The organism is Enterococcus malodoratus ATCC 43197, assembly GCF_000407185.1.
In the GTDB taxonomy this organism is placed as follows: domain Bacteria; phylum Bacillota; class Bacilli; order Lactobacillales; family Enterococcaceae; genus Enterococcus_A; species Enterococcus_A malodoratus.
This window is the reverse complement of sequence record NZ_KE136482.1, coordinates 1,005,253-1,031,334: the sequence shown is the minus strand read 5'-3', so window position 1 is coordinate 1,031,334 and position 26,082 is coordinate 1,005,253. Positions and strand designations below refer to the sequence as shown.

Below are 26,082 nucleotides of genomic sequence, written 5' to 3'. Positions count from 1 at the left end.
GGACGATGGATGAAACTTTTACTAGTTGAGGATGAGGCGATGCTGGCCGAAGCAACGGCTCAAATTTTAAAAAAACAAGGATACTTAGTTGATATAGCAGAAGATGGCGAGTATGGATTCGATTGCTTACTTTCAGGAGTTTATGATTTGGCAATCTTAGATATTATGCTCCCGAAAAAGGATGGTTTGACGATTTTAACAGAAGCGCGGGAAGCTGGGATCGAAATTCCGATCCTTATGTTGACCGCAAAGGGAGAACTGGATGATCGCGTGGACGGTTTAAACAGTGGCGCAGACGATTATCTCTGCAAACCGTTCCAATATCAAGAGCTGCTGGCTCGGCTGAAGGCTTTGAGCAGACGAAAAGGCGAATTCAAAATCGATGGGATTCTTTCCTTTGGTGATTTTGAACTGAATCCCTACAATCTGAGCTTAAAAACTCAAACTGGCGAACTAGCCTTAACTAGAAAAGAGGCGAATATTTTAGAAATCTTAGTTGCTAATTATCCGCAGCTATCTTCTAAGGATCGAATCCTAGAGAAGGTTTGGGGTTATGATTCGGATGCTGAATACAATCATGTGGAGATGCAAGTCTCTCTTTTAAGAAAGAAATTGAAGCAAGTCGAGAGTATGACTCAGATCAAAGTGGTGCGGAATCTAGGTTATCGTTTGGATTTTTCTAAGGGTGACGCCGATGATTAATCAGTTTAGGAAACGATTGATCGCGATGACGACAGGGCTTGTGGCGATTATTTTGATTGCGGCTTTCACAGCTATTTTTGTCACGACCTATCTGAATCAAAAGTCGGATAACTACGAAAAATTGAATCAGGCGGAGCAGCTGCGGATCACTGGCGGCAAGGTGACCTTCGATGAAAAGAGCGAGGATGCCATGGAAATCAACCGCATCGTGACGGGGGCCGGGGTTTATTTCAATATGCTGGTGAACAAATCCGGCAAGCCAATCATGATCGATTCTGCCCTGAAGCTGACAAAGGATCAATACAACAAGGCAGCAAAATATGCTTGGAAGAATCAGGACGGCGGCGTTATAAAAATGAACGGACGGGAATGGCAATACGTTGTCGCTCCAGCTATTGCAAATTTTGATTATGGCAGTAGTGATCAGACTAACGGCGAGAATGATGAGACGTATCTTATGCGTTTTTTAGATATCACGGACTCGAAAAAGAATTTGTCTTCTCTGGCGATGACTCTAATTATCGTAGGGATCGGATTACTGCTTTTCTTCTTTTTAGTCATTATTTTCTTTACGAATCGTGCGCTTCATCCAGTCGAAGAGGCTTGGAAAAAGCAAAAGCAGTTTATAACGGATGCTTCTCATGAGTTAAAGACACCGCTAAGCATCATTTCAACGAATGTCGATGTGCTTTATTCTAGTCAAGAAGAGACGATCAGTGAGCAGATAAAATGGCTGAACAATATTTCCAGCGGAACCAAACGAATGAATGGACTGGTGAACAAATTGCTTACAGTCGCCAAAGCCGATAACAGCTTTGATCAATTGACTATTACCAATGTACAAATCGATCAGCTGCTTACGAACGCCTTGTCCAATTATGAAACGAAATTCGCAGAAAAAAAGATTTTAATTAATAAAAACATGGCAAAAGTAATAGTAAAAACTGATGAGGTCTTATTGCAGCAGCTTTTCGATATTTTCATTGATAATGCCAGCAAATACACGAATGAAAATGGGGCGTTCGATGTTTCAGTTGAAGCAAAAGGACGTGAGGGGATAATCACTTTTCGAAATACCGGTGATGGGATTACCGATGAGGATCTGCCGAAGATTTTTGATCGATTTTACCGTACGAATGAGGTTCGGCAAAAATATGAAGGCAGCTATGGCTTAGGATTATCCATTGCGCAAGGTATCGCTGATCAACTAGGTGGAAAAATTGACGTCGAAAGTACAGTGAATGAGACAACGGTATTTACAATTCGTTTGCCGCTAAAGAAGCAGTTTTCAAAAAAATAAAAATTATTCGCTAGAACGCTCGCCATTTTGATTGGCGGGTGTTTTTTATTTTGGAGAAGTTCGCTAACTATAAATTGTCTCTTGAATTATAGGTTCATTATAGTTAGCCGAGGTATAGTGACAGTCATATCAAGGGCAATATCGAAAAGGAGGTGAAAGAGATGTTTATACGATCCATCGTACTGTCATTGATTCTCACCATCATCATTAACGTGATTTTTTCAGAAGGACGCAACGGTACTAAATAAGTGATTGGAGGCGGTCAGAATATATTAGGCGTAAATAAGGCTATCTTTCCTCTAAAAAAAGAGAAAACGGACTATAAAAATTTAAAAAATCTATTCGTTGAAACAAATGAATAGATTTTTTTGCGTCAAAATAAAATGACGATTCAAGGTTCATTATAGGTTGAATCGCTATAGTAAGACCACCACATTTCAAAGGTGTGCAAACAGAAGGGGAGTCATCAAATGAGGGAACCGATTTTAAAAACGAACAATTTAATAAAAAAATATTCCGGAGGCGCAGGTGTAAAAAATATAAATATGACGTTGAATCAGGGAGATATTTACGGATTTATCGGACAAAATGGAGCCGGCAAAACCACCCTCTTACGTTTGATCACTTCACTGATCCACCCAACAAGCGGAAATCTGGAACTTTTTGGAAGCAGTGACGAGCGGGAGTTAATTTTAGCAAGGAAAAGAATTGGCGCAATGATCGAAACGCCTGCTTTCTTTCCTAAAATGACGGCACGGGAAAATCTGGAATATTACCGCATCCAACGAGAGATCACAGCCGAAAATGAAATCGAGCGTGTTCTAAAATTAGTCAATCTGGATGCGACTGGAAGTAAAAAGTTCAACCAGTTTTCTCTTGGAATGAAGCAGCGTTTGGGTCTTGCGTTAGCAATCATGGGCGAGCCTGAATTATTGATCCTAGATGAGCCGATCAATGGATTAGATCCGACGGGAATGATCGAATTTCGTGAAATTATCAGTAAGCTAAATCGCGAGAAAAAAATCACCATTCTCATCTCCAGCCATATTCTTTCAGAGCTTACTCAAATAGCCACGAGATACGGCATTATTCATCACGGTGAGCTGTTGAAGGAATTTACCAAAGAAGAGCTAGAGAAAAATACGCAGGGCTATATCACTATGAAGGTGAGCAGCGCCGTGAAGGCTGAAGAAATCATTCACTCGGCGATGAATACGAAAAAAATCGAGGTTCATTCTACAGAGGAAATCCGGCTTTTTGACTTCCATAAGGACACGTCAAAAGTGATCGAACTTTTGAGTTCGAACGGCATAAAGATCTATTCATCAAACGAAACAAAAATAAATTTGGAAGACTATTTCATCAGCGTAATAGATGAAATAGCATGAGGGAGAATAACCAATGACCAACATCATTCAATCAGATATTTTTCGCATAAAAAAAGGGGCCGCAGTTCGCAATGTCTTTCTGGCGGGAATGATCATCATCGTGATTACAGGCGTCAACATGCTCGGCTCCAGCAGCGGTTTTGGAGGTGTGGGTGTTCAATCTACTGCCAGTGCTGCAAGATCATTATCTGGAAATGGCGCGGAGTTTGTTCAGCAGATGCGGGATGATGGCCTATTCCCATTCTTTATTCTGGCCTTTGCTGTAGCCGTGCTGGGTGCAGAATATTCTACCGGGACCATTCGCAACAGCTTGTCCTATTTTGTTGATCGCAAGAAGGTATATTTCGCAAAATGTATTACTGGACTTCTATGTTGCCTAACTTATACGCTGTTATGTTTAGTAGTAAGTTTCGTCGCAGGAACGATTTTATTTGGATTTGGCGGTTTCAATCTAACTCAAGTCATGAGAATTTTAGTTCAGATAATCTTATCTGTTCCGTTGTATATCGGGATGATTGCTATCGCCAATGGGCTGATTGTTTTTACCAAGAAAACAAGTATCACCATTGCGATTTATTTAATCGGCTTGATCGCCTTTCCATCCTTCACTTATCAAATTTATCAGCTATTTCCGAAAGCTGAGTGGCTGACACTTTGTGACCCGCTGTCCGCATTTTCTATGCTGTCTAGATTTTGGGAGTTTCCTCTAATGTATGTGGGTATGGTTCTCCTATTTTGGATTAGCTTGGATGCACTTCTGCTGTTTATTGGATCACGACTGTATTCAAACGCAGACGTCACATAAAAAAGAAATGAAAATCGTGGGCTTTTAACAAATAAAAATTTCAACTTTCGAAAGGAGACTTTTATGAAAACTACCAAAAAATCAGTGATCGCATATCTGATTATCTGCTTTGCATTAAGCTCAATCTTCTATGTCCTTATTATCAACTATCAACTAATGAATATGGCAAATCTATTAATGTGGTGTCCAGGAGTAGCTGCGATAATCGTTAAGCGGCTTTATTATCGCGAGGATAAGATTTTTAACCTGAAAGCTTTTAAACTGAACTACGTGTTATTAGGCATAGGGATTCCACTTTTATATAGTCTTTTGTCTTATGGAATCTATCTGATTATGCGGGGAAGTGATGTCATTACAGGCAATACACTCGGGACTCTTTTAAGTCAGCCATTGATCCTGATCCTGTATGTATCGATCTTTTTTATTACGGCTTTAGGCGAAGAAATCGGCTGGCGCGGTTTCTTGAATCGTGAAATGTTCAAACTTTTTGGTTATCACAAAGGAGCATTTCTCACGGGCTGTATTTGGGCTATCTGGCATCTGCCGCTGATAATTACAGGCTATGTGTCTAGTATTCCGATTTGGTATCAAGTCCCAATCTATGTTATCCAATGTATCGCCATGTCTTATCCGATGTCCTATTTAAGTCTCAAATCAAAAAGCGTCTGGCCAGCAGCATTTTTCCATTTTACACATAATTTCGTCATTCAAGTTTTACTGGACCAATCTATTAGCGGTCAAAACAAACCGTATCTAGTAGGCGAGACAGGAATACTAACGATCTCAATTCTTTTGATTGTCTGTTACTTCTATGCAAAGAAATCTCTTGGTTTGCTGGAAGAAAACCGGACGTTTGAAAATAGCGAAATATAAGCTTTAAAAAATGGCTGTGCAGGGTTATTGATAAACTGTGTCAAGGGCCATAATAAAATGTTGGTTTTGGGCCATTGAAATTGTAGGTAGTTTTCTCTTTATCGTTTCGTTTCTTTTCCTTTCGTTTCACTATAACTTTTCATTCGATAGGAAGGTCCTGTAATTTGAATAATTTTAGAATGATGGACCAATCGGTCCAATAAAGCATTAGTCAATTTCTTATTACCAAAAATTTCGGACCATTGAGACAGAGGAATATTCGTTGTAATAATCGTTGATTTTCTTTCGTATCGCATATTAATTAGTTGAAACAGTAAGTTAGATCCTTCTTTTGAGAAGGGGAGATACCCGACTTCATCAATAATTAATACAGAATAGCTCGCATATTTTTTGAGCATGGTATCACTTGTCCCACGTTTATGTGCCCGGATAAGTCGATTAACCAGTTCTGTACTAGTGATAAATAAACAGCTCTGCCCTCTATCAATACACTCTAAACCAATTGAAACGGCTAAATGAGTTTTTCCAACACCGCTATTTCCAATGAATAAAAGGTTGTCATACGTGTCTAAAAAGCGTAATGTCACTAAATCTTGAATTTCACTTTTTTTGATTTTGGGTTGAAAATCAAAGTTAAAATCATGAAGGCGTTTATGATAGGGAAACATTGCCCGTTTTAAAATTTTTCTTTGGGTCTCCTTTCTACGATAGCTAATTTCTTGATGTGTTAATTCAAATAAAGAATCAACTAGAGATTGTTCATTTTTAGCTACTTCATCTAAATGGGCAGGTAAAATTTCTTTGATACAGGTAAGATTTAAATCTGATAATTGATTTAATAACTGATGGTAATTTGACATATGAGCCTCCTTATAATTCATCGTAAGCATCTAAATTTTCTTCTACAAAGCGCTCCAACTCTTCGTCTTCTAAGTATTTGAAGACATCAGATCGAAGAATCTCAAGAGAGTCATCACGTTGATAATTTAAGGTTTTTTTGCTTAATGGGTGCGAGCGAATACATTGATGGCCATACCAAATGAATAGACTGTCCTTACGGACATCTAAAGTTACCTCTTTACCAATATATTTCACGGGAACAGAATACTTTGAGTTTTGATATTGGACCATGGATTCAATGGAAACTTTTCTAATTACGTGTTGGGTTCTAGAAACATATCTGACTAATTCTAAACGATTGAAAGGACGCAACACCGATTGTTCATCTATAAGAAGCTTAGAGGGATGATTATTCACTGCTTGAGAACGTTCATTATTTAAGTCATTCATAAACTCATAGACGATTCGTTTTAGCTCCTGCTCATTTTCAAACTCGTAGTTAAAGACCATTAAGCGGTTAACAGTACGAGCTAAAGCTTCAACTTTGCCTTTGGTTTGTGGACGAAAAGGGCGACAAGCAATCGGATTGAATCCAGCATCTTTAGCAAATTGACGAAATTTTTCGTTAAAAACGGTTTGACCAAATTGGCTTTTACTTCTATCAACAACTGTTTTCATATTGTCAAACCAAATTTCTTGAGGAACACCATTCCCGCAGTACTCAAACGCATTGACCAAACAATTGAAGACATTCGCTTGGGTTCGATCAAAGGTTACCTCTAAGTATTTCATGCGAGAATAGCCTAGAATATATAGAAAAAGATTGAAGTAAAAGACTTCACCATGTTTACTCACCATCTTAATATTTTCTTTCCAATCGACTTGAGCAGAAAGACCTGGCGTCGTTTCAATTCGAATGGTTGCCTTTTTTACACGCTTTTCTCGATAGTTCCGACAATATCGTTTGACGGTGGTATAGCCACCTTGATATCCTTTTTTCTTAATAAAATAATAAATTGAAGAAGCGGAACAGCTTAACTCCATTTTATCTTTAATAATTTCTTCAAAACCGCTTAATAAAAGAGGAGCAGAAGATTGTCTCTTTTTGATCTGTTCTACTTCCCCTTTAGTTCCAGCTTCATAGTAACGCTTGACTGTTCGGTAATCACAATTATATTGCTTGGCCATGGCTGCATAGTTAGGTTGAATATCGTTCATAATGTGTCGTAAGACTCCTTCTAAGACATCTTTTCGCATGAGTCACTCTCCTTGAATGGTTTCATGAAAAAGAATATCAGATTTTAAATCTAACCTACATTTTCGATGGCCCTTTTCCTACATTTTATCGTGGCCCTTTACAAAAAGCGGCTTATGTCGTTTTAGGAGTAACGATTGAAGGCTACAAGGATGTTCTAGGTATATGGATTGGTGAAAACGAGTCGTCAAAATTCTGGCTGCTTGTGTTAAATGAATTGAAAAATCGCGGAGTACAGGACATTTTGATTGCCTGTACGGATAATCTAGTAGGGTTTAGTGACGCGATTCAAGCAACTTTTCCGAAAACAGAAGTTCAAAAATGTATCGTGCATCAAATCCGCAACAGTATTCGATTTGTCGGCTATAAGGACTTGAAAGCGGTAACGACTGATTTAAAGCCTATCTATAAAGCTTCCACAGAAGAATTAGCGTTGGAGGCGCTCAGTACATTTGATGAAAAATGGGGTAAAAAATATCCAATTATCACAAAAAGCTGGATGGACAATTGGACGGAATTAGCGACCTTTTTCAAGTATCCTGCAGAATTACGCCGCATCATTTACACAACGAATGTGATTGAAGGATTTCACCGGCAGCTTCGCAAGCCAACAAAGTCAAAAAGTGTCTTTCCATCGGATGAGTCACTGCTAAAAATGCTGTATCTCATTACGATGGATGTTACAAAAAAATGGACCATGAAGGTCCAAAATTGGGGTCAGATTTTGTCACAATTTGTCATCTTTTTTGAAAATCGCGTGACTGATTATATTTAAAGGAAAAAGAACTTACACAAAACTCTTTACAGACCCTCGTAAACACCTCTGACAAAAACATTCTTTTTTCCTAGCCCCTTACTTGAATGAATAGTCATAAGACAAACAGCATTGAGTCGACCACTATCATATTCATCTAAACGTTTTTTTATGTTGTCATTTTGCGTCACAGTTTGTTGATGGTAATTTGAAAGACCTTTCCAATTCTCTTTATCGTATAGTTCGTTCTTCAACCATAATAATTCCTCTTCGTCCAAGTCAGCTTTGAATTTTCGCGTATTTATGAGTGAATCAGCAATTTTTTTCAAATCTAAATCATTATGATTTAGCAGGGATTCTACTTGTTCAAAGAAAATCATAGAAGAAAACTTTTCTTTACTTGATAATCGTCTCTCTTTACCAAGAAAATGAACAATTTCCTTACTGATATTCTCGTCGGGATATTGCTCATTAGCAAAGAATCTATTTGCAAACGAAGCACTAGTAGCATATTTGATATAGAAGCATGAGGCATACTGTTGAATCAATTCTTTAAGAACTTCTTCTTTTTCCTGTCTGTTTTTAGCACTTCTTGCTTTTTTAAGTAAATCAAACTGCACTTTGAACAAATTTATTGAAAAGATGCCTAAGAGGTTGTCTTCAACTTTTGTTACGAAAGGAATGTCTTTCATTGTTAAGTACTTCATGAGTGATCTAAGTTGTAATTTTGTTGGATATAGAACTAATATATCGGAATAGTTTGGATGAGAATTGTCGAAAGCAAAGGGTTCTTCTTTTTCGGCCAGTTTAAAGATATTGTCAGTTATCCAGTTGGCTTCGGAATTTTCGTCTTCAAACCCAGCAATAAAACAATCGTTAGAAATATCCTTATTATTCGCTACCATAGACTTTGAAATTCGATCGTGTTCATTGTTTTGAATAAGGACGTTACCGGCTTGAACAATCGGAAGGTTTGATCGGTAATTTGTCATTAAACTTAATGAGGTTTGTTCATATTCTTGATCAAACTCCTTAATGTACTTAGGTTCAGCTCCACGAAAATAGTAAATGCTCTGGTCGTCATCACCTACAATAATCAATTTCGTCTTTGATTTAGTACCATTTTCTTTATCGGGTGGACAAATCAGTTCAATGATTCGTTTTTGTAGAGAATTGATATCCTGGAATTCATCGATGAAAATATAACGATATTTATCGCGTATATACTTTAAAGCAATTTCATCAGTTTCCAAAATGAGTTTCAAATTGTTCATCATATCATCAAAAGAAATGATTCCATCACTACGTTTTATTGTTTCGAATTCATCTAGAAAAAGTTTAAAAACAGTGCTTAGTTTTGTGTCTTCAAAAAAATTCTCTTTATCAAAATGTTCCTCAATAAAATGTATGATGTCTGTGTCAGTAAACCCCATATTTATCCAATAACTCAAACGCTTTACGATGCTCGTGTCTTCAAATTTATCAAAATTGTATAGATTGTACTTCTTAATCAAGTTTCTGATGACTTTGTCAATTTTCTCTTTTTTTATTTCCCCTGGTATTCCTACGTTTGATAGATGAGGAAATGTTTCTTTCAAAATCTGAACTTCATGGTTGAACCAGCTATGAAATGTTTTTACCTTGATTTTGTTATTACCGTTCATATATTTTACGACTCGTTCATTCATTTCTTGAGCAGCTTTGTTTGAAAAAGTACACATTACGATCGATTCTTCTTTGATCTGTTGGTATTGAACTAAATAGGCTGCTTTTGCACAAATAGTTTGAGTTTTTCCACTTCCCGCTCCCGCTATTATTCTCAAATGAGTTTTCATGTCGAAACGAATAGCTGCTAATTGATCCGAACTAAATTTATTACCGCCATTAAATTTTATCAGATGATATAGTACATTGGCATCAGGATCAGTAGGAGAGAATAAATCAGAAGTAGGATTTGGTATTGTTTCAATTATTCCAAATCTATCTTCATAGACCTTCAATTTATTTGAAAGCAAAAGGTTGTCGCTAATTTTTACTTCATTTTCTTTCCTTAAAGTTTCTGTCAGCGTATTAAGTTCATCCATTCGTTTTTCTTTGTTTTCGATTTTCGAGGTCAATTTATCAATATTCTCTTTTTGCTCTTTTAATTGTTGTTTTAATATTTTTAATTCTGCAGTCAATTTAGATTTTTCGTCACTCATACTAAAAAAGTAATCAGAAATTTTATTAAGTAAAGGCTTTGAATTCATTCGTTCCTCCTTCAGATGAGTTTTCTCGATTAATAAATAGTCTTGCTGAACTATTTGCTATATCCATCACAAAAAAATAATAACTATTTCTATAGAAATGTAGTAACATTAATTGTGTGCGTAATTAAACTACATTACAAGTATTTTTATTGGTTATCGAATTAACGAATATTGTAACCTTTAAAGAGTGGAAGCTCAAGTCTAACAGAAAAAATCAGAATACTGTCTTTTGATGATCAAATAGTATGTTTGATTGAGTCTCAATAAAAAGGAGATTATATCGATTGAAAGTTTGCTGGGGGATCTGGTGAGAACTTGCTGAGAATAAAGAAGAGTTTTTAACAACAATGTTGTCTTGATGATTGATAGGAAGGGTTTGGAGCATATCCTGATCAGCAGAGGGCCGACTTTCGGAGCTGAGCTTGATTGAATGTTTGATGGCAATACCTATGTCGAGGTGGTGGATCACATTAATAATGCGGTAAATCGATTCAAAATGCATTGTTATTGGAAATCAAGAAGTACTTGATTCTCCACATCCATCGACTAATTAAATAATCGAGAGTCTAACTAATCAAGCAGGCGACGTTTAAAACAAAGGATGTAGAGTCTCTTGTTTTAAGTGTTGCCTTTTCTATATGCTCCAAAAATGAAACCTACCTGGAAAAGTATCAGGCACTCGCTTAATTTATTTTTGAAAAATTTGGAGAAGAAAATGTTTTAAGCATCACCTAATGTAGGATAAGTCTGTGTTTTACATCGAAGGATGATCTATTAATGCAATGAGATGAATTTGTAAATCATGAGTGCTCAGTTTTCCAACAGACGGGTTTAAATGATAGTCGTTACAATCAGGGGGCAAATTAAGATAGAATACACGGGTACGAAGGCATTTAAAACTGATCATTCATAAATATACAAATCTATATGTATTTAAATAATCCTGCCTAAAAATTCATCACTTAAATATCTAAAAAATATTGTCAAACCCAAAAATAAACAAATAAAGTAACTAATGTTCTTGAAAGGGCTTTTATTAATGAGCGGTTCATGGTTTAATAATAATGATAATCATTATTTTTTAGGAGGGTAAAGATGGAAAAGAAGAGATTCAGGATGTACAAGAGGAAAAAAACGTGGGTTGTTGCACCGATTATCTTTTTGGGATTGTTGGGTGCTTCTGCATTTGCGACGGATGAACATGTTGCGTATGCGGATGAGGTTGGTAAAGAGCAGGTTGTTCAGGTAGTCGAGCCGGAGTCGGCAGCAGTGGTAGAGGCTGCTCCTTCGAATGAGAATCAAGTTAATGATGTGGAAGGGGAAGTCGCGGAAACGCCGCCGTCAACAGAAACAACGGAACCGGTTGAACCGAGTACACCTACTGAGACGGATGGGCCTGGCGGCACTACTGAACAAGAGATCCCAATAGAGGAGCCGAAAGAGACTGATGAGACCAAACCAACGGATGAGGAGGAAGTAACTGATCCGAAAGAGGTTGACGAGAACAAGACAGGGGATTCAACGGTTCCTGATGCTCCGGAAGTGGTTGAAAAGCCGGTTGTAGATAGCAGTGCTAAACAGGAAGTGACAACTAATAAGAATACAGTTGCTTCAACGCCGCCAAAGGCTGCCACGGCTGCACCAAAAGCAGCGGTTGCGTCTGCTCCAAAAGCGGAAACGAAAGCTGCCGCAGCTCCGACAATTGCGATTTATCGTGTGTATAATCCGAATTCTGGGGAACATCTGCACACCATGAATTTGAATGAGAAAAATTATTTGGTGAAGCTTGGCTGGCGTTATGAAGGAATCAGTATGCGGGTGCCTTTGTCTGGCAGACAATTATTTAGAATTTATAATCCGAATTCGGGCGAGCATTTCTTTACGCTTGATGGGAAAGAAAGAGATAATTTGAAACGCTCTGGCTGGCGCTATGAAGGGATTGCTTGGCACACGCCTTGGGCTGGGATGCCGATGTATCGTGTGTTTAACCCGAATTCGCGAGGAGCAGGTTCTCATCATTACACGATGCTTTTAAGTGAACGAAATGCGTTGATAAAGGTTGGTTGGAGAAATGAAGGGATTTCTTGGTACACGTTAGGCGGGGCACAGCCGATTGCGCCAGTACAACGAACGTTGAATGTGCCGTATGTGAGTCAATATGTGCCTGTCTTTAGTCCTTGGGGCTGTGCAGGGGCTTCGATGACGATGTTGTTGAGATATAAGGGGAAAAATGTCGATCTGAAATATGTGCAAGATCATTTACCGATGTATCCGAATGATAAGGGCGGACAGAAGGGGAATGTTTATACGGGGGCTGGTTTCGGCTGGGTCATCACTCCGGATTCTCTAGCGAATTATGCGAAGAAATGGTATAAGAATGTGTCGAATATCAGCAATATCAGCACGCAGAATATTGTTGACCGGATCATTAATGGCAATCCTGTTTTGTATTATGGCTATTCTTCGTATCAAGCGAACACGATCCGCAATCATTGCAAGGTCATCGCTGGATACAAGGACAATAAATTCTTAGTGTATGATCCGTTGTACTATAGCTCAAGCGCGAAAGCTGGATCGGGTGGTCCGAATAAGACTTATGATCGTGGTGCGATGGCCTGGGTGTCGATTACCGACTTTGCTAAAGAGTGGGATGGTCGCGCGATTGGAATTAGTTAAGGTAGTTTGACTAATCTGCCAAACTATAGGGCACGATTACTTCGTTAAGAGAAGTGTAATCCGAATAAATAAACTGTCAAAATTAGCGGGAATCATCTGCTCGTTGTGACAGTTTTTTTGTTGGTCAGTTATTTAATTTATCTTCCAAGCGGATGTTCTTTTCGTGATAAACGTTCACCGGTTTTTTCTCGTTCTTTCTGGTTGCGATTGACGATCAGAATGCCTGCCGAAACAAGCAGTAGTGAAAGCAGATTACGCATGGAGAAAAGTACTTCATTTAGCAGCAATGCGGATAGGGCGACACCGAATACTGGAATGGTGAAGCCGAAGATGGCAACCTTTTCGACTGGATTGTATTTTAATAGCAGCGTCCAGATGCCGAAGCCTGCGGCGGATAAAAAGACTAGATAGGCGAATAGTATGAGACCTTTTGTGTCAAAGCTACCAACCGAGCCCTTCATTAACCAGCCGATCACGATCAGAGTGCCGCCGCCAAAAAGCAATTGATAGGCGGTGATTGCTACGGGCGGTTCGCGATCGGTCAGAATTTTTGAAGTGACGGTACTTAGTCCATAAGCGATTGCGGTGATGCACAGCAGACCTTCGCCTTTGAATTGAAAGCTGTTTTCCCACGAGCCGGGGGTCAGATTAATGACGATCACGCCAAGAAAGCCCAGAGTACAGCCAATCGTTTTTGTCCAAGTCATTCGTTCTGATTTGATCCAAAAATGTGTCGCGATAATCGAGATGAAGGAGCTGGAGGCATCAATGACGGAGCTTTTCGTCCCAGTGGTGTGAGCCAGCCCGATATAGAAAAAAGCGTATTGGATCGTCGTTTGCAGCAGACCTTGGCCAAAGACGGCGGGAATCGATGTACGTTTGATGGTCAGCAATCGTTTTTCTATTAAGCAGCCAATGATGAAGGTCAGCACGCCGGAAAGGAAAAAGCGATAGCCGGCAAACAGGATTTGACTGGGAATTCCTTGAATATGGAACCATTCATAGCTGACTTTAACGAAGGGAAAAGCGCTCCCCCATAGGCCACAGCAAATGAGGGCCAAGATTGTAACTGTACTGGTTTTTTGTAATGTTTTGTTCATTTTGCACCTCTTAAATCCGAATGTCCTTGCAAGAACATTCCCTTTCCTATAAACTATCACTAATAAAAGGTTTTGAATATTCGAATCTTTAGAAATGATGATTCGACAATGCCGAATAAAGGGTGAAGAAAATGGATTTGAAATATTTGCAGACGTTTAAAACGATTTTACGGACAGGGAGTTTTCAAGGGGCTTCGCGTGAACTGAACTATGCGCCTTCAACTGTTACTTTTCACATTCAACAGCTAGAGGAAGAGCTGCAGCTTCAATTATTTGAAAAGGTTGGACGAAAGATGGTGCTGACGCAGGCGGGGGAAAGTGTATTGCCGCATGTCGATGCGATCTTGCATGCCATGGATTCACTGTACAATTGCGAGAAGGAAATGAATGAATTGAAGGGCACATTGGTGGTTGCTATGCCTGAAACGCTATTGATTTATAAGATGCAGCCGGTCTTGAAGCGGTTCAAGGAAGCGGCGCCACAGGTAAAATTGTCTATTTTGATCCAGGATTGTGACAGTGTGCGGGCAGGTGTGCTGGATGGCAGCGTAGATATTGGTATTCACTATGATGTCAGCGGGGAGGACAGCTCGATCGTGAGCACGGTTTTATCTCGTTTTAAGGCGCTGTTGATTGCCTCCCCTGAAGAAGATCCTGAGGTGCTTGATTTCACGACACCGGGGCAGAAAAAGACGATCGATCTGATCAGCTATTATCCCGACAGTGTTTTTCAAGAAGCGATCGATCATTATTTAAAGGAACGCGATATCGTGTTGAATTGTTCGATGCAATTGTGGAGCGCGGAGGCCATCAAAAAGAACGTCATGAGCCGCATGGGTGTCGCTTATTTGCCAGAATTTGCGTTAACCGAAGAATTGGCGCAGGGAACGTTGATTCCAGTAGCCACCGAACTCGACGAGGAAATCATCGCTCTGTACGCCTATCATAAAAACAAGTATGTTACCAAGCAAATGCGGCTGTTTTTGTCGCTGATTGAAGAGGTTATTGGGTAAAAATTAGTGAATAATCAGTAGTAACTGGGCCAATTTAATTATTGGTCCTTTTTTTATTTGGGAAGGACGGCTACATCAAAAAAAAGTCCCTTCACAAGAGGAAGGAACGTAAGTAAACGCTAATTATAAATTTTTATTCCGCGATCTCATACTTGATCACGCCGTTATTTTCGTAGCCTTCCAGTTTTGCATCGGACATGCGGCGTTCAAAGAAAGAACGTTGATTGCCGTCAGCGTCGAATTTATCAGGTAAAACCAATGTTGGTTCACTGTCAGGAACTGGTTGTGATAATTGATCCTTCAAGGCATCGATGTGGCGGTCGTAAACATGAGCGTCATCGATCGACCAGTGCATCGTACCTAATTCAAAGCCTAGTTGATCAGCGATTAGGCGGTGTAAGACGGCATACTGATAAACGTTAAATGGATTGCCTAGGGCCATGTCGGCAGAGCGTTGTTTGACATGCAGATCAAGGATGCCCTTGTTGGCTTTCCAGTTGGTAGCCCAGACACAAGGTTCTAGCGTCATTTCGTCTAAATCGTCAACATCCCACAAGCTGGTCATGATGCGGCGTGAGCCGGGATTGTTTTCTAATTGATGCAGAACGTATTCGACTTGGTTCAGTTTTTCAGCGTGGTCAGGCAGCTTGCGGCATTTTTTTGCTAACTGGTAGCCGTATGCTTTACCAATCGTATTGTTTTCGTCGGTCCATTCGTTCCAGACCTTACATTTGTGGTCTTGCAGCCACGTCACGTCGTTGGATAATTCTTGCCAGATCCATTCCAATTCGATTAAGGGAGTCTTTTGGAATACGCGTTTTGATTTTAAAATCGGAATACCGTCTTCTGGAGTAATTTTAAAATTCACGCCTTGGATAAAACGAGTTGGGGCAGGGCTGCCATCGGCGTATTTTGCCCGCACCAAAGCAGGGTCTTGATCGGTGCCATTTTCAATGATATCCATGACGATGTCGCGATAAATTTTGTCGAAGCCAGTATATTCAGTCACAAGAATTCTCCTCTTTTTTTGCTTTTGTCTGAGTTTAACACATTCCGGCCGATTCGTGGATTAAAAATTCTTTAGGAATCATCTGGTTACAGTAAAGCCTGATTTTTATAGAAGAAAAAAGTTTCTAAGTCTGGATTGGTCTAGCCATTTTTGATAAAAATCTTTTTTGATCAGAGTCCAGTAATCGTTTAACGATAGAAAGAGAGTTGATCATTATTATGAAATTATTTGCGGATGAATAGAGTGATTATTCATAATAATGAAAAAAGTCTTGAAAAAAACTTTTTTTATGACTATAATTGCAAATGACAAGAGGAGTACCGAATAAAGCGGTGAGATTTCGGGAAATAGGCACAAATTCTTTTTATTTTCTCGTTAAATGTGAATTTCGTAACAAATGTTTATCGAAATTTTGATTATTTGCTTGATAGTAACTTATCGACAGTTGAATCGAGTTTAAGCAGTGCTTAGTGAATGTTTTTTGGATGTTAGTAATAGTATTTGTTTTCATAGTCGTATGTCGTCGTAGTTTGGAAGTATCAATGAAGCTTCGATTGCGATTTAAAGTTCGATGGTTCACATTTTTTATTTATCAGATTTTTGAGAATTCGGATTCAATTATTGAAAAAATTAGCGTCGTTAATTTGGATGGATTCGTCAATAACCGATAATATTTCGATATTAATAATTTCATTTAAATGAAATTAGTGGTGTTTTAATCGGAAAAGGTGATCAGATGTGTTTAGTTGGGTGATTTAAATCGATAAAGTGAAAAGAAGAGACGCTGTGAAGTGAGAGCTGTACTTATAGGAACGCACAAGGCTGGGTCAAGTACAGGATAGCGGCTCTTTTTAATAAATTTTCAAAAGGAGTTAAAAGATGAAAACAGTTTTACTAGTTGTATTGGTCGGATTCATTGGTCTACATGTAAGTGTCTTCGGCAGGGACATTTTCAAGCACAGAAAAAATCTGGGAAATGAAAGTATGCCGATTTCCATCGGGATCGGCTTTATTACCGATTTTTTTGATACGTTAGGTATCGGTGCTTTTGCTCCGACGACGCTTTTAGTGAAGGTTACAAGACAGTTAGATGACGATCGAAAGCTGCCGGGAACCTTGAATGTCAGCCACGCATTGTCTTGTTTGTTGGAAGCGCTTATTTTTATCACCGTGGTAAAGGTTGAGCCATTGACATTATTTTTATTGGTTGCTGCGGCTACTGTTGGTTCATGGATCGGTTCGAGATATGTTACGGGTCTTCCAGAGCAAAAGGTTCAATTTGTGATGGGACTGGCGTTGATTTTGACGGCGATTTTAATGACGTTAAAACAAACCGGCATGATCAATATTCTTGGAGAAGGAAATGTAGCTACGGGGTTAACGGGAGTCAAATTGATTATTGGTATTATTGGGAACTTTATTTTAGGAGCACTTATGACGATGGGTGTTGGGTTATACGCACCTTGTATGGCGATGGTTTATATGTTGGGTTTGAGTCCGTTGGTGGCTTTTCCAATCATGTCGGCCTCTTGTGCCGCATTAATGCCGGTTGCCAGTATCAATTTTATTAAAACCAATGAGTATGCTAGAAAACTGAGTTTTGGTATTACTATTGGCGGAATTATTGGGGTTATTATCGCTGCGAAATTCGTGACGGGGCTCGATATCACGGCTCTTACATGGATTGTGATCGTAGTTATTATCTTTACAGGTCTGACTTATCTGCAAAAGAGCTATAAAACAAAAGTTGCACGGAATGCCTAAAATTTTATAAAAAGGGGAAAGAGTATGTTTGAGAATGCAAAAGTAGAAGCAAAAGCAAATATTTATTTTGACGGGAAGGTTACCAGCCGAACGCTTCATTTGGAAAACGGCGAGGCTGTTACGCTGGGCTTTATGTTGGAAGGAAGTTATACGTTTAATACTCAAAAAAAAGAAATTATGAAGGTCACACAGGGTGCGATGACTGTTTTGCTGCCTAATGAGGAATCATGGAAAACAGTTAGCGAAAACGAAGAGTTCATTGTTCCAGCAAACAGTGCCTTTCAAGTGAAGATCGAAAAATATGCTGATTACACATGTTACTATGTCACTGAGGATTAGGCGGTTTTAACTGAAAAGAGAAATGGGTATCGGGAAGCACGAATTGTTTTCCGGTATCTTTTTTTGTGAATCAATCAGATTTACTGTAAGTTTTGGGCATTGAATGATGGTGAAGGATCTTTCGAATCAGTTTTTCGGTTTACTGGGTGTGATACAATAAGTGAAAAATGTGATGAGGTTGAAGGGGTGGATAAAGAGTGGATAAGAAACTTTTTTTCTTTGATATTGATGGGACGTTGACGGATCGAAGGACTGGTCAGGTCGTTCCTAGTGCAAAACGCACATTGGAGCTTTTAGAAGAGAATGGACATTTTGTGTCGATCGCGACCGGGCGTGCGCATTATAAATGCCGCAATTTATTGAGCGAGCTTGGATTAGAAAATATGGTTTGTTCTGGCGGGATGGGTGTAGTCATCAAAAATAAATTGGTGAAAAATACGCCATTGGATAGAGCAGAGGCATTAGCTGTTATTCATCAGGCTGCGGAAAAAGGCATCGGTGTGTTGGTTGCGACGGATGACTCGGAGAAAGTGTATGCTCAGAATGATCTTTTTAGAGAACAGGTTGGGCCAAGACAGGAGCCGACAGAATATTTCATTGATCCGGCCTTCAACGTGGATGAAGTGGCAGATATCTTCAAATTCTATTTGGCCTTGCCGAAGGAAAAGGACCATTTGATTCCCGAACCGACGAAATTCGCGAAGCTGCGCTTTGTTCCTGAATATACGATGTGCCAGCATGATAATAAAAAGCAAGGGATTCTCGATGTATTGGATTATTTTGCTAGACCGCAAAAGGACGTGGTGGTCTTTGGCGATGACGTGAATGATCTGGTGATGTTTGATAAAAATTGGACCAGTATCGCGATGGGAAATGCGGTAGCTGATTTGAAGGAACAGGCCGATTATGTGACGGATCGCAATGTTGATGATGGAATCTATAACGCCTGTCTGAAATTTGGCTGGATCTAGTTTTTATTCCGTTCATCTGAGTAAAAAGGAGGGTGGATTATGAAAAGTGAAGAGTTCTATCAGCAGATCGAACAGCGCTTTATTGAATGGGGTCGGGAACAAACGGATGTGCATGTTGCGTATGTCGCCGGTTCGCGGGCGCGGCTGGATCATGCGGCGGATGAGTATTCAGACTTGGATATCTTGCTTTATGTGGATGATCCGAAGCAATACCTCAACGAAAATAATTGGATCAGAAACTTCGGCAACCTGAATACCGCGATCCCATTTCAAAATGGCGGAGGAGGGTTAGAGTGGCTGTCGTTATTCGAAGGCGGCTATCAAGTTGATTTTGTGATTGATTCGCTGACGGTTTTCCAAGAACAAGCGGCTAAGGGTGTGCCGTTGGACTGGTTCCGACGCGGTTCGCGCATTCTTTTGGATAAAACAGGGACAGCTCAGCGATTGATTCCTGAGCAATTTGAGAAGACGGACTCCTCTCCAATCACTGCGGAAGGTTTCGCGTTCACCGTGAATACGTTTTGGTTTCTGGCGATTTATTTAGCGAAACAAATCGTACGAAATGAGCTATGGACGGCTAAGCTGCGAGATGCGGAATGCAAACAGGTTCTGCTGCAAACGATCGAATGGTATGAAAAAATGGTTCATGGAGAGAGTTACGATACGTGGCATGCCGGCCGCTTTATTTCCGAATGGGTGGATCAGGATGTTTTTCAGCAGTTGAACGGTGTGTTCGGAAGGTTTGACGCAGCGGATAGCTGGCGTGCGTTGCAAGAAACGATCACGCTCTATGAAGACTTATCACGTAAATTGGCTGCGCATTATGATTATTCATATCCCGAGGAATTAGTGTCAGAAGTGAAGCAGTGGATTCAGGCGCATAAATAGTAAAACGATCGAACCAGTTGAATGGCTCGATCGTTTTTTATTTCAGCGGCAATCGAATTTGGAACACGACGCCCTTTGGCTGCCAATCACGAACGGTCAGCTTGCCTTTATGCTGGTTGATGATTTGTTTGGCGATGGCCAGGCCTAAGCCGTAGCCGCCGGTTTCTTTAGAGCGGGAGCGATCTTCCCGATAAAAGCGTTCGAAGATGTGTTTCTTGTCTTCGTCGCTGATGGATGGCCCGTTGTTTTTGACTTCAATCAGCCAATTATCATTAGAAATCGCAGATTGCAGGACGATTTTTTCTTTCGCCTCGGTATATTTCAAAGCGTTGTCCAGCAAGATCACGAGGACCTGATGGATGCGTTTCTCATCGACCGCTATCGACTGATCCGCAAAGTTTTCCAGAATGAATTGTTTGTCGTTCATTTCAGCGATTTCTTGGAAGGGCTGGGCTAATTGCTGGATGAAGGCCTTTGGATCGACGTCTTCTTTTTGCAAAAGCAGCTGATTAGAATCACTGCGGGCCAAAATCAGCAGGTCTTCGGTCAAGCTATTCATCCGCCGCGTCTCATTCAACGCTTGGGCGATCGGTTCGGATTCTTCCAGAATAGTGTGATCCGGTCTAGTGAACAATTGCTGCAGGCTGTTTTGAATGATCGCCAGCGGCGTGCGCAATTCGTGGGAAGCATTCTCGACAAATTCCTGCTGCTTGCGCCAAGAATTCATGATCGGCTGCATGTTCATTTTTGAAATATAGAAGCTTATCCCGATAGAAATCAGCCAAAAGGCGATCATACAGAGAATCAAAATTGTTTCGAAGGTCTTCATCGAATCCGCGATTTGGTTGGTGTTGGCCAAAAATTGAATATAGGCGATCCCGTTGTTTTGCTCGGCCTTGATCGTATAGGAACGGAAGGACAATTTTTGCGCTGAATCTGACGAATTCTTCAGATTCAGGGCTTGGATGGAATCGAGCTGCTTCGTATTCAAGCTTAACTTTTCTAATTCAGTGAAGCGCCCGCCGATCACTTCCTTATTCAAAATTTTGCCATCCTTTGACCACAGGATGATTTGAGTATTGAACCGATTTTTTCCGTCGGGAATCTGGTCCATGTCCTGTTCATTCGGCGGCTGCTGAGACAAAAACGGATTGCCTTGCTGGTAGCGATTGATCTCCATTTGGATCAAATGCTCACTTTCCGCCATCTTCTTTAAGGAAAGGTCCGTTTGCCGATAGGCGGAGCTTTGCAGCAGCTGCAGGGTTATGAACCCGAGCAGGAGGAAAATCACGGCAAAGGCCGCGACATTGATGAAGAAAAATTTTAGGCGTTGTTTTCTCGAAATTTCTGTGTTCATAGCGTCAATCCTTTTGTAAGATGTAGCCGACGTTCCGCAATGTTTTAAACAATTGATCGGCGCCGGTCAGTTTTAGATGTTTACGTAAATGACTCATGTAGACTTCCACGACGGTGATGGTCGTATCAGAATCGAAGCCCCAAATGCGATCAAAAATTTGTTCCTTGGTTAAGATCACGCCCTTATTTTGGATGAAATAAACCAAGAGATCAAATTCCTTTCCTTGAATCGGCAGCACGTTATCGTCGACCGTTACTTCTTTTGTTGCGAGGTTGCAGCTGATATTTTTATAGACGATTTGATTCTCGTCAAACAATCCCAGCGAGCGTTTCAATAGGGCTTTGACCCGCATGATCAATTCTTCGCGATAAAAAGGTTTCGTTAAATAATCATCGGCGCCTTTTTGAAATCCTGTGATTTTATCCTCTAGACTATCTTTTGCGGTCAAGATCAAGACCGGTGTCTGGATATTCTTTTTCCGTAATTCCGCTAAGACTTCGTAGCCGTTTTTCCCCGGCAGCATCAAATCCAACAAAATCAGATCGTAAACACCGCTTTCTGCTTCAAACAAGCCTTCTTCACCATCATAGACCTGCTTGATTTCTCCTAGGTCACTAATTATCTCCTTGATATTATCTGAAAGCGTCGCTTCATCTTCTATTATTAATAGGTTTATCATCGAACGTTTGCACTCCTTTTTCGTGTTAGGGAAAGTATTTTCCGCTTGCACACAAATTTATAAAGCTCTAAATCTAATGAGCGTTCTTTCTTCATTAATACTCACTCAGTTTACCATGCTTTCCTAAATCAACCTTAAAACTTTTTGCGTTGTGCTTAAGCTTCGGTTAAGCCAGCTTAACTATTCTACAAACAGTCACATGAAGAATGACGAAGCGATTAGAGGAGGAAGCAGTATGAACTATATCAAACGGGCCACTCAAAGCCTTTGGGCAAAGAAAGGACGCAGCATCATTATGATCGCCGTCTTTTCAGCAATCTTAATTTTTGTCTTAGCGGGCTTAACGATCCGCAGCGGCGCCGAACTGGCGACGACGAATGCGAAAAAAAGTGTCGGAGCGACAGTAACGCTATCGACCAATCGGGAGGCGATGTTCAATCAGCAGTCGGAAACAGATTCTGATGAAGAAACGACGCGGCCTGATCCGGGCAGCTTTGAACGGACACCCGTTAATTTGAGTGACGCAGAAAAAATTGCCAAGCTTTCAAATGTAAAATCTTACTCATTTGAAGCTAGCACCTCAGCGGACAAAAGCACAGGGATCACACCGATCTCGAGTGATAGCGATAGTGAAGAGGCATCATCTGATGAGCAGGCCAGCGGATTTGGCGGACAAGGTGCCCCTGACGGCATGAGCCAAGGAGATTTTCAGATCAAAGGGGTATCCCAAAGCAGTGCGTATAGTGAATTTTCATCCGGAACCGCCAGTCTGGTAAAAGGTGAGGCGATTACTTCAAAAGATGAAGGCAGCAATAATGTGCTGATCGAACAAAGCTTAGCCGAAGCCAATGATTTAAGCGTCGGCGACACGTTCAAAATTAAAGACAGCAACGATAAGGACGTCGAAGCGACGGTCAAAGGGATCTATAAAACGAGTAACTCTGGCGATAGTATGAGTGCACGTTTCAACTTTATGAACCCGGCTAATACGATCTTTTCTTCTTATACAATGGTCAATACGTTGGCTGGTTCTGATGGAAAAACGATCGATTCGGCTGTTTACAACTTAACCGATCCGAAAGATATGGACAGTTTCGTTAAGCAAGCCAACAAATTAATCGATACAGATACCTTTAGTTTAGAAACCAATGATCAAATGTACCAACAAATGCTGCAGCCATTGAACAACGTTTCGAGCTTTGCGAAAAATATCGTGATCTTAGTCGCGGCAGCTGGAGTGATTATTTTAACGCTGATCATCATGCTGTCAATCCGCGAACGAAAATATGAGATTGGTGTACTGCTTTCATTAGGCGAATCACGGGTCAAAGTCATTTCACAATTCTTCGTGGAAATCTTTGTCTGCATGATCTTTGCCTTAGGTATCGCGGCGGCTAGCGGCAACGTTGTGGGCAATGCGGTGGGCAATCAATTGTTGAGCCAGCAAACGACTTCTCAAAATACCGATGGACAAGCCGATGCAGCAGGAAACGGCGGACCTGGTCAAGGTCAAGCGCCTGGCGGCGGCAATGGCGGTCCGCGCGGCGGCGGTCAAATGGGCAGCAATCCATTTACCCAATCAGAAGAAATCCAAGAACTGAATATCTCAATGCAGCCGACAGAAATTTTAAGTCTTGCAGGGATCGGATTAGGCATCAGTTTATTCTCGATCGTCTTATCATCAGCTGGGATTCTGCGATTAAATCCGAAGAAAATCTTGATTTCTTAGACAAAGGAGGAATTTTTTTATGACATTATCAACGAAGGATTTAGGTTACTGGTATGAAAACAACGGACCATTATTTGAAAAGGTCAATCTAACTTTTGAAAAAGGCAAAATGTACGCCATTCTTGGTACCAGCGGGTCAGGGAAAACGACTTTTTTATCCCTGATCGCAGGGCTAGATACACCGAAAAGCGGCGAGATTCTATACAACGATACCTCGCTGAAAAAGATCGGCTTACGGGAATATCGCCGCAAGGATGTGTCGATTGTTTTCCAAGCGTATAACTTACTGCCGTATTTATCCGCGGTGGACAACGTAGTGACCGCGATGGAGATTGCGCAAAGCCAGCAGGCAGATAAAAAAGCGTATGCTCTGGCTAATTTAGAAAAGGTCGGCATCACTAAAGAGCTGGCTGAGAAAAAAGTCACCCTTTTATCTGGTGGTCAGCAACAGCGGGTCGCAATCACGCGTGCCTTATGTTGTGAACATGAGTTGATTGTTGCCGATGAGCCAACCGGAAACTTGGATGAGGCAACTTCTGGCGAAATCGTCAGACTGTTTCAGGAAATCGCTCATGAACAGCAGAAATGTATTATTTTAGTCACCCACGAACAGGAAGTCGCCAAAGCGTGCGATGTGGTGTATGAGCTGAAAAATCAAGCGTTTAGTCAAGTTTCTTAGAAGCAAATCGATGAAGGAGGAAGTGAATGAAGGCAACCTTAAAGAAGATGAGCTGCTTTATTGGTTTGACAGTTTCCTTAGCAGGATGCGGTGTGAGCGGCACGGTGTCAAATGAAACGGCAATAGATCAGCTTTCCGTTTCCTTGAATGAAGAGTGGCAGGAAGATCAGACGGAAAAGGAAAAAAGGTACCAGTCACTGTTGAATAGCGGCGAGTACGATGAAGACAATATGTATGTAAAGCTTGATCCTTACGGTGCCAGCCCACTTTCGGCGCTTCTGCTTTTTCAAACGGATGAAGCGATGAAGGTCGAGATTTCTGTCGCAGGCAAAGACGAGAACACGACGATCAAGAATAATTCTGAAGACTATACAACAGAGCATAGTCTTCCGGTTTTGGGACTATATGCGGATACAGAAAATGAAGTAACGGTGACTTTGACCGATGAGGTTGGAAACAGCGTGGAAAAAACGGTGGCGATTAAAACAGGAACGCTGCCGGATTCCATCGCGAATATCGATGTCAAAGAAGCCGATACATCCAAAATGGACTTGGGCGATAGCGAGTTGACCTTTGTCGTTCCGAGTACGAAGCGCGCATATGCCTTTGATGCAAATGGCGATGTGCGCTGGTATTCAACTCGCTATAATAGTCATATTTTTAAGGAATTAAGCAACGGTAATTTACTCTATCTTACGAAGGAAAGCAACGATGCCGATACCTACAATGTGCTGTTGGAAACGGACTATGTGGGGAAAATCTACAAGCGTTATGATTTTTCCAGCTCCAGCGCCGCAAATGATACAGGTAAAAGTGAAGGAGAGATGACGGTCATCCATCACGACGGCATCGAGCTGCCAAACGGTAATTTACTGCTGACGGTCAATGACGGCAGTAATTACATTGAAGATACGATGATCGAATTGAATCGTGAAACTGGCGAGATCGAGAAAACAATCGATTTGAAGGATGTTTTGCCGGAGGCTTTTTACGAAGACTACGATTCAACGAGCCGTGAGGATGGCAAAATTGACTGGTTCCACCAAAATTCGGTGGAGTATGACGAAGCAGACAACAGCATAATTATTTCGGGGAGGCATCAAGATACGATTATGAAAATTGACTATGATACTTCCGAGATCAAATGGATCATGGGGGACAGTGACGGATGGCCGCAAAGCTATCAGAAGTATTTTTTAGCTGGCGATGTCAAAGCCAGCGGCGGACAACATGCGGCGATCGTCCTGCCTGATCAGGATGATAATGCGGATACAACGGATATTCTGTATTACGACAACAATATTTCGGTCACTCGCGGAGATGAAGCGACCTCAGAAAAATACTCGGAAGCTCGCCAAGTCCGCATCGACGAAAAAGAAATGACGATCGAAGAAGTCTGGACTTTCGGTGAAGAACTAGGTAAAGCCTATTACACCAAAATCATCGGCAGTGCCCGCTATTTAAACAGCACCGGCAACCGTTTAGTCAATTTTGGCTATCGAGACGAAGGCCAGACAAGTTCGATTCTGGAAGTTACCGAAGAAGGCGAGACCGTCTTCGATGCTGACCTCACTGATTTTCCAACTAGCGCTTGGGCTTATCGCGCGGAGCGGCTTTCGCTTTATAATGGGAAGTGGACGTATCAGTTGGATTAGGAATAGGGAAAGGCCGCGGAGGTTCCGCGGCTTTTTTCAATTTGAAAATCACTCTAG

22 protein-coding genes and 1 pseudogene are annotated in these 26,082 nt (G+C 40.9%); 16 read left to right on the top strand and 7 right to left on the bottom strand.

Going from position 1 to position 26,082, the window contains the following annotated elements; genetic code table 11:
* The first annotated feature begins 9 nt into the window (after nucleotides 1–9).
* From I585_RS14735 to I585_RS14715, 5 genes are all read left to right on the top strand, one after another.
* Complete coding sequence (locus tag I585_RS14735) at nucleotides 10–702, top strand: response regulator transcription factor (protein WP_010741457.1); 693 nt, start codon at nucleotides 10–12, stop codon at nucleotides 700–702.
* Nucleotides 695–2,002 carry a sensor histidine kinase gene (locus I585_RS14730; RefSeq protein ID WP_034709055.1) on the top strand — a complete coding sequence of 436 codons (1,308 nt, stop codon included), beginning with the start codon at nucleotides 695–697 and terminating at the stop codon, nucleotides 2,000–2,002. Before I585_RS14735 ends, I585_RS14730 begins: the two co-directional genes overlap by 8 nt.
* Before the next feature lie 470 nt (nucleotides 2,003–2,472).
* A complete protein-coding gene (locus tag I585_RS14725; RefSeq protein ID WP_010741455.1) occupies nucleotides 2,473–3,390 on the top strand; it encodes an ATP-binding cassette domain-containing protein in 918 nt (305 codons plus the stop codon).
* Between the two features lie 13 nt (nucleotides 3,391–3,403).
* Nucleotides 3,404–4,195 (top strand): ABC transporter permease, encoded by a 792-nt coding sequence (locus tag I585_RS14720; protein WP_010741454.1) that lies wholly within the window; start codon nucleotides 3,404–3,406, stop codon nucleotides 4,193–4,195.
* Between the two features lie 63 nt (nucleotides 4,196–4,258).
* Nucleotides 4,259–5,068 (top strand): CPBP family intramembrane glutamic endopeptidase, encoded by an 810-nt coding sequence (locus tag I585_RS14715; protein ID WP_010741453.1) that lies wholly within the window; start codon nucleotides 4,259–4,261, stop codon nucleotides 5,066–5,068.
* A 98-nt stretch (nucleotides 5,069–5,166) separates the two neighbouring features.
* On the opposite strand, the gene istB is transcribed toward I585_RS14715, so the two are convergent.
* Entirely contained in the window at nucleotides 5,167–5,928 is a 762-nt protein-coding gene (gene istB, locus I585_RS14710) for an IS21-like element helper ATPase IstB (RefSeq protein WP_003129321.1), read from the bottom strand.
* Between the two features lie 10 nt (nucleotides 5,929–5,938).
* A complete protein-coding gene (gene istA, locus I585_RS14705; RefSeq protein ID WP_010741239.1) occupies nucleotides 5,939–7,165 on the bottom strand; it encodes an IS21 family transposase in 1,227 nt (408 codons plus the stop codon).
* Nucleotides 7,166–7,263: 98 nt separating this feature from the next.
* On the opposite strand from istA, the pseudogene I585_RS14700 reads away from it, so the two are divergent.
* Nucleotides 7,264–7,938 (top strand): annotated as a pseudogene (locus I585_RS14700) (IS256 family transposase); the annotation flags it as partial.
* Between the two features lie 26 nt (nucleotides 7,939–7,964).
* Here I585_RS14700 and I585_RS14695 read toward each other — a convergent pair.
* Nucleotides 7,965–10,166 carry an ATP-dependent helicase gene (locus I585_RS14695; RefSeq protein ID WP_010741450.1) on the bottom strand — a complete coding sequence of 734 codons (2,202 nt, stop codon included), beginning with the start codon at nucleotides 10,164–10,166 and terminating at the stop codon, nucleotides 7,965–7,967.
* A 358-nt stretch (nucleotides 10,167–10,524) separates the two neighbouring features.
* Between I585_RS14695 and I585_RS23975 the strand changes: the two genes are divergently transcribed.
* Nucleotides 10,525–10,596, top strand: a complete 72-nt coding sequence (locus I585_RS23975; protein WP_244912261.1) for a hypothetical protein — start codon at nucleotides 10,525–10,527, stop codon at nucleotides 10,594–10,596.
* Between the two features lie 665 nt (nucleotides 10,597–11,261).
* Nucleotides 11,262–12,842: a C39 family peptidase gene (locus tag I585_RS14690; RefSeq protein ID WP_010741449.1), complete on the top strand. Its 1,581-nt coding sequence runs from the start codon at nucleotides 11,262–11,264 to the stop codon at nucleotides 12,840–12,842.
* A gap of 137 nt (nucleotides 12,843–12,979) precedes the next feature.
* On the opposite strand, the gene I585_RS14685 is transcribed toward I585_RS14690, so the two are convergent.
* Nucleotides 12,980–13,942, bottom strand: a complete 963-nt coding sequence (locus tag I585_RS14685) for a DMT family transporter (protein WP_010741448.1) — start codon at nucleotides 13,940–13,942, stop codon at nucleotides 12,980–12,982.
* A 131-nt stretch (nucleotides 13,943–14,073) separates the two neighbouring features.
* On the opposite strand from I585_RS14685, the gene I585_RS14680 reads away from it, so the two are divergent.
* Nucleotides 14,074–14,955, top strand: coding sequence for a LysR family transcriptional regulator (locus I585_RS14680; RefSeq protein WP_010741447.1), 882 nt, complete (start codon nucleotides 14,074–14,076; stop codon nucleotides 14,953–14,955).
* 133 nt (nucleotides 14,956–15,088) lie between these two features.
* On the opposite strand, the gene thyA is transcribed toward I585_RS14680, so the two are convergent.
* A complete protein-coding gene (thyA, locus tag I585_RS14675; RefSeq protein WP_010741446.1) occupies nucleotides 15,089–15,964 on the bottom strand; it encodes a thymidylate synthase in 876 nt (291 codons plus the stop codon).
* 879 nt (nucleotides 15,965–16,843) lie between these two features.
* Between thyA and I585_RS14670 the strand changes: the two genes are divergently transcribed.
* The 4 genes from I585_RS14670 (at nucleotide 16,844) to I585_RS14655 (ending at nucleotide 19,926) form a co-directional block, all read left to right on the top strand.
* Nucleotides 16,844–17,728 carry a sulfite exporter TauE/SafE family protein gene (locus I585_RS14670; protein WP_010741445.1) on the top strand — a complete coding sequence of 295 codons (885 nt, stop codon included), beginning with the start codon at nucleotides 16,844–16,846 and terminating at the stop codon, nucleotides 17,726–17,728.
* Nucleotides 17,729–17,752: 24 nt separating this feature from the next.
* Nucleotides 17,753–18,067 carry a pyrimidine/purine nucleoside phosphorylase gene (gene ppnP / locus I585_RS14665; RefSeq protein WP_010741444.1) on the top strand — a complete coding sequence of 105 codons (315 nt, stop codon included), beginning with the start codon at nucleotides 17,753–17,755 and terminating at the stop codon, nucleotides 18,065–18,067.
* A gap of 197 nt (nucleotides 18,068–18,264) precedes the next feature.
* The gene (locus I585_RS14660; protein WP_010741443.1) at nucleotides 18,265–19,038 is read left to right on the top strand and encodes an HAD hydrolase family protein; all 774 of its coding nucleotides are present in this window, start codon (nucleotides 18,265–18,267) and stop codon (nucleotides 19,036–19,038) included.
* 39 nt (nucleotides 19,039–19,077) lie between these two features.
* Nucleotides 19,078–19,926, top strand: coding sequence for an aminoglycoside 6-adenylyltransferase (locus I585_RS14655; protein ID WP_010741442.1), 849 nt, complete (start codon nucleotides 19,078–19,080; stop codon nucleotides 19,924–19,926).
* Between the two features lie 37 nt (nucleotides 19,927–19,963).
* Here I585_RS14655 and I585_RS14650 read toward each other — a convergent pair whose 3' ends face one another.
* Together I585_RS14650 and I585_RS14645 are read right to left on the bottom strand one after the other, a co-directional pair.
* Nucleotides 19,964–21,283: a sensor histidine kinase gene (locus I585_RS14650; protein ID WP_010741441.1), complete on the bottom strand. Its 1,320-nt coding sequence runs from the start codon at nucleotides 21,281–21,283 to the stop codon at nucleotides 19,964–19,966.
* Nucleotides 21,284–21,287: 4 nt separating this feature from the next.
* On the bottom strand, nucleotides 21,288–21,962 hold the full coding sequence (locus I585_RS14645; RefSeq protein WP_010741440.1) for a response regulator transcription factor: 675 nt from the start codon (nucleotides 21,960–21,962) through the stop codon (nucleotides 21,288–21,290).
* A gap of 235 nt (nucleotides 21,963–22,197) precedes the next feature.
* Here I585_RS14645 and I585_RS14640 point away from each other — a divergent pair, with 235 nt between their 5' ends.
* From I585_RS14640 to I585_RS14630, 3 genes are read left to right on the top strand one after another with little or no spacing between them, the layout of a single operon-like run.
* On the top strand, nucleotides 22,198–23,691 hold the full coding sequence (locus I585_RS14640) for an ABC transporter permease (RefSeq protein ID WP_010741439.1): 1,494 nt from the start codon (nucleotides 22,198–22,200) through the stop codon (nucleotides 23,689–23,691).
* 19 nt (nucleotides 23,692–23,710) lie between these two features.
* Nucleotides 23,711–24,370 (top strand): ABC transporter ATP-binding protein, encoded by a 660-nt coding sequence (locus tag I585_RS14635; protein ID WP_010741438.1) that lies wholly within the window; start codon nucleotides 23,711–23,713, stop codon nucleotides 24,368–24,370.
* 26 nt (nucleotides 24,371–24,396) lie between these two features.
* On the top strand, nucleotides 24,397–26,025 hold the full coding sequence (locus I585_RS14630) for an aryl-sulfate sulfotransferase (protein WP_010741437.1): 1,629 nt from the start codon (nucleotides 24,397–24,399) through the stop codon (nucleotides 26,023–26,025).
* Nucleotides 26,026–26,082: the final 57 nt, after the last annotated feature.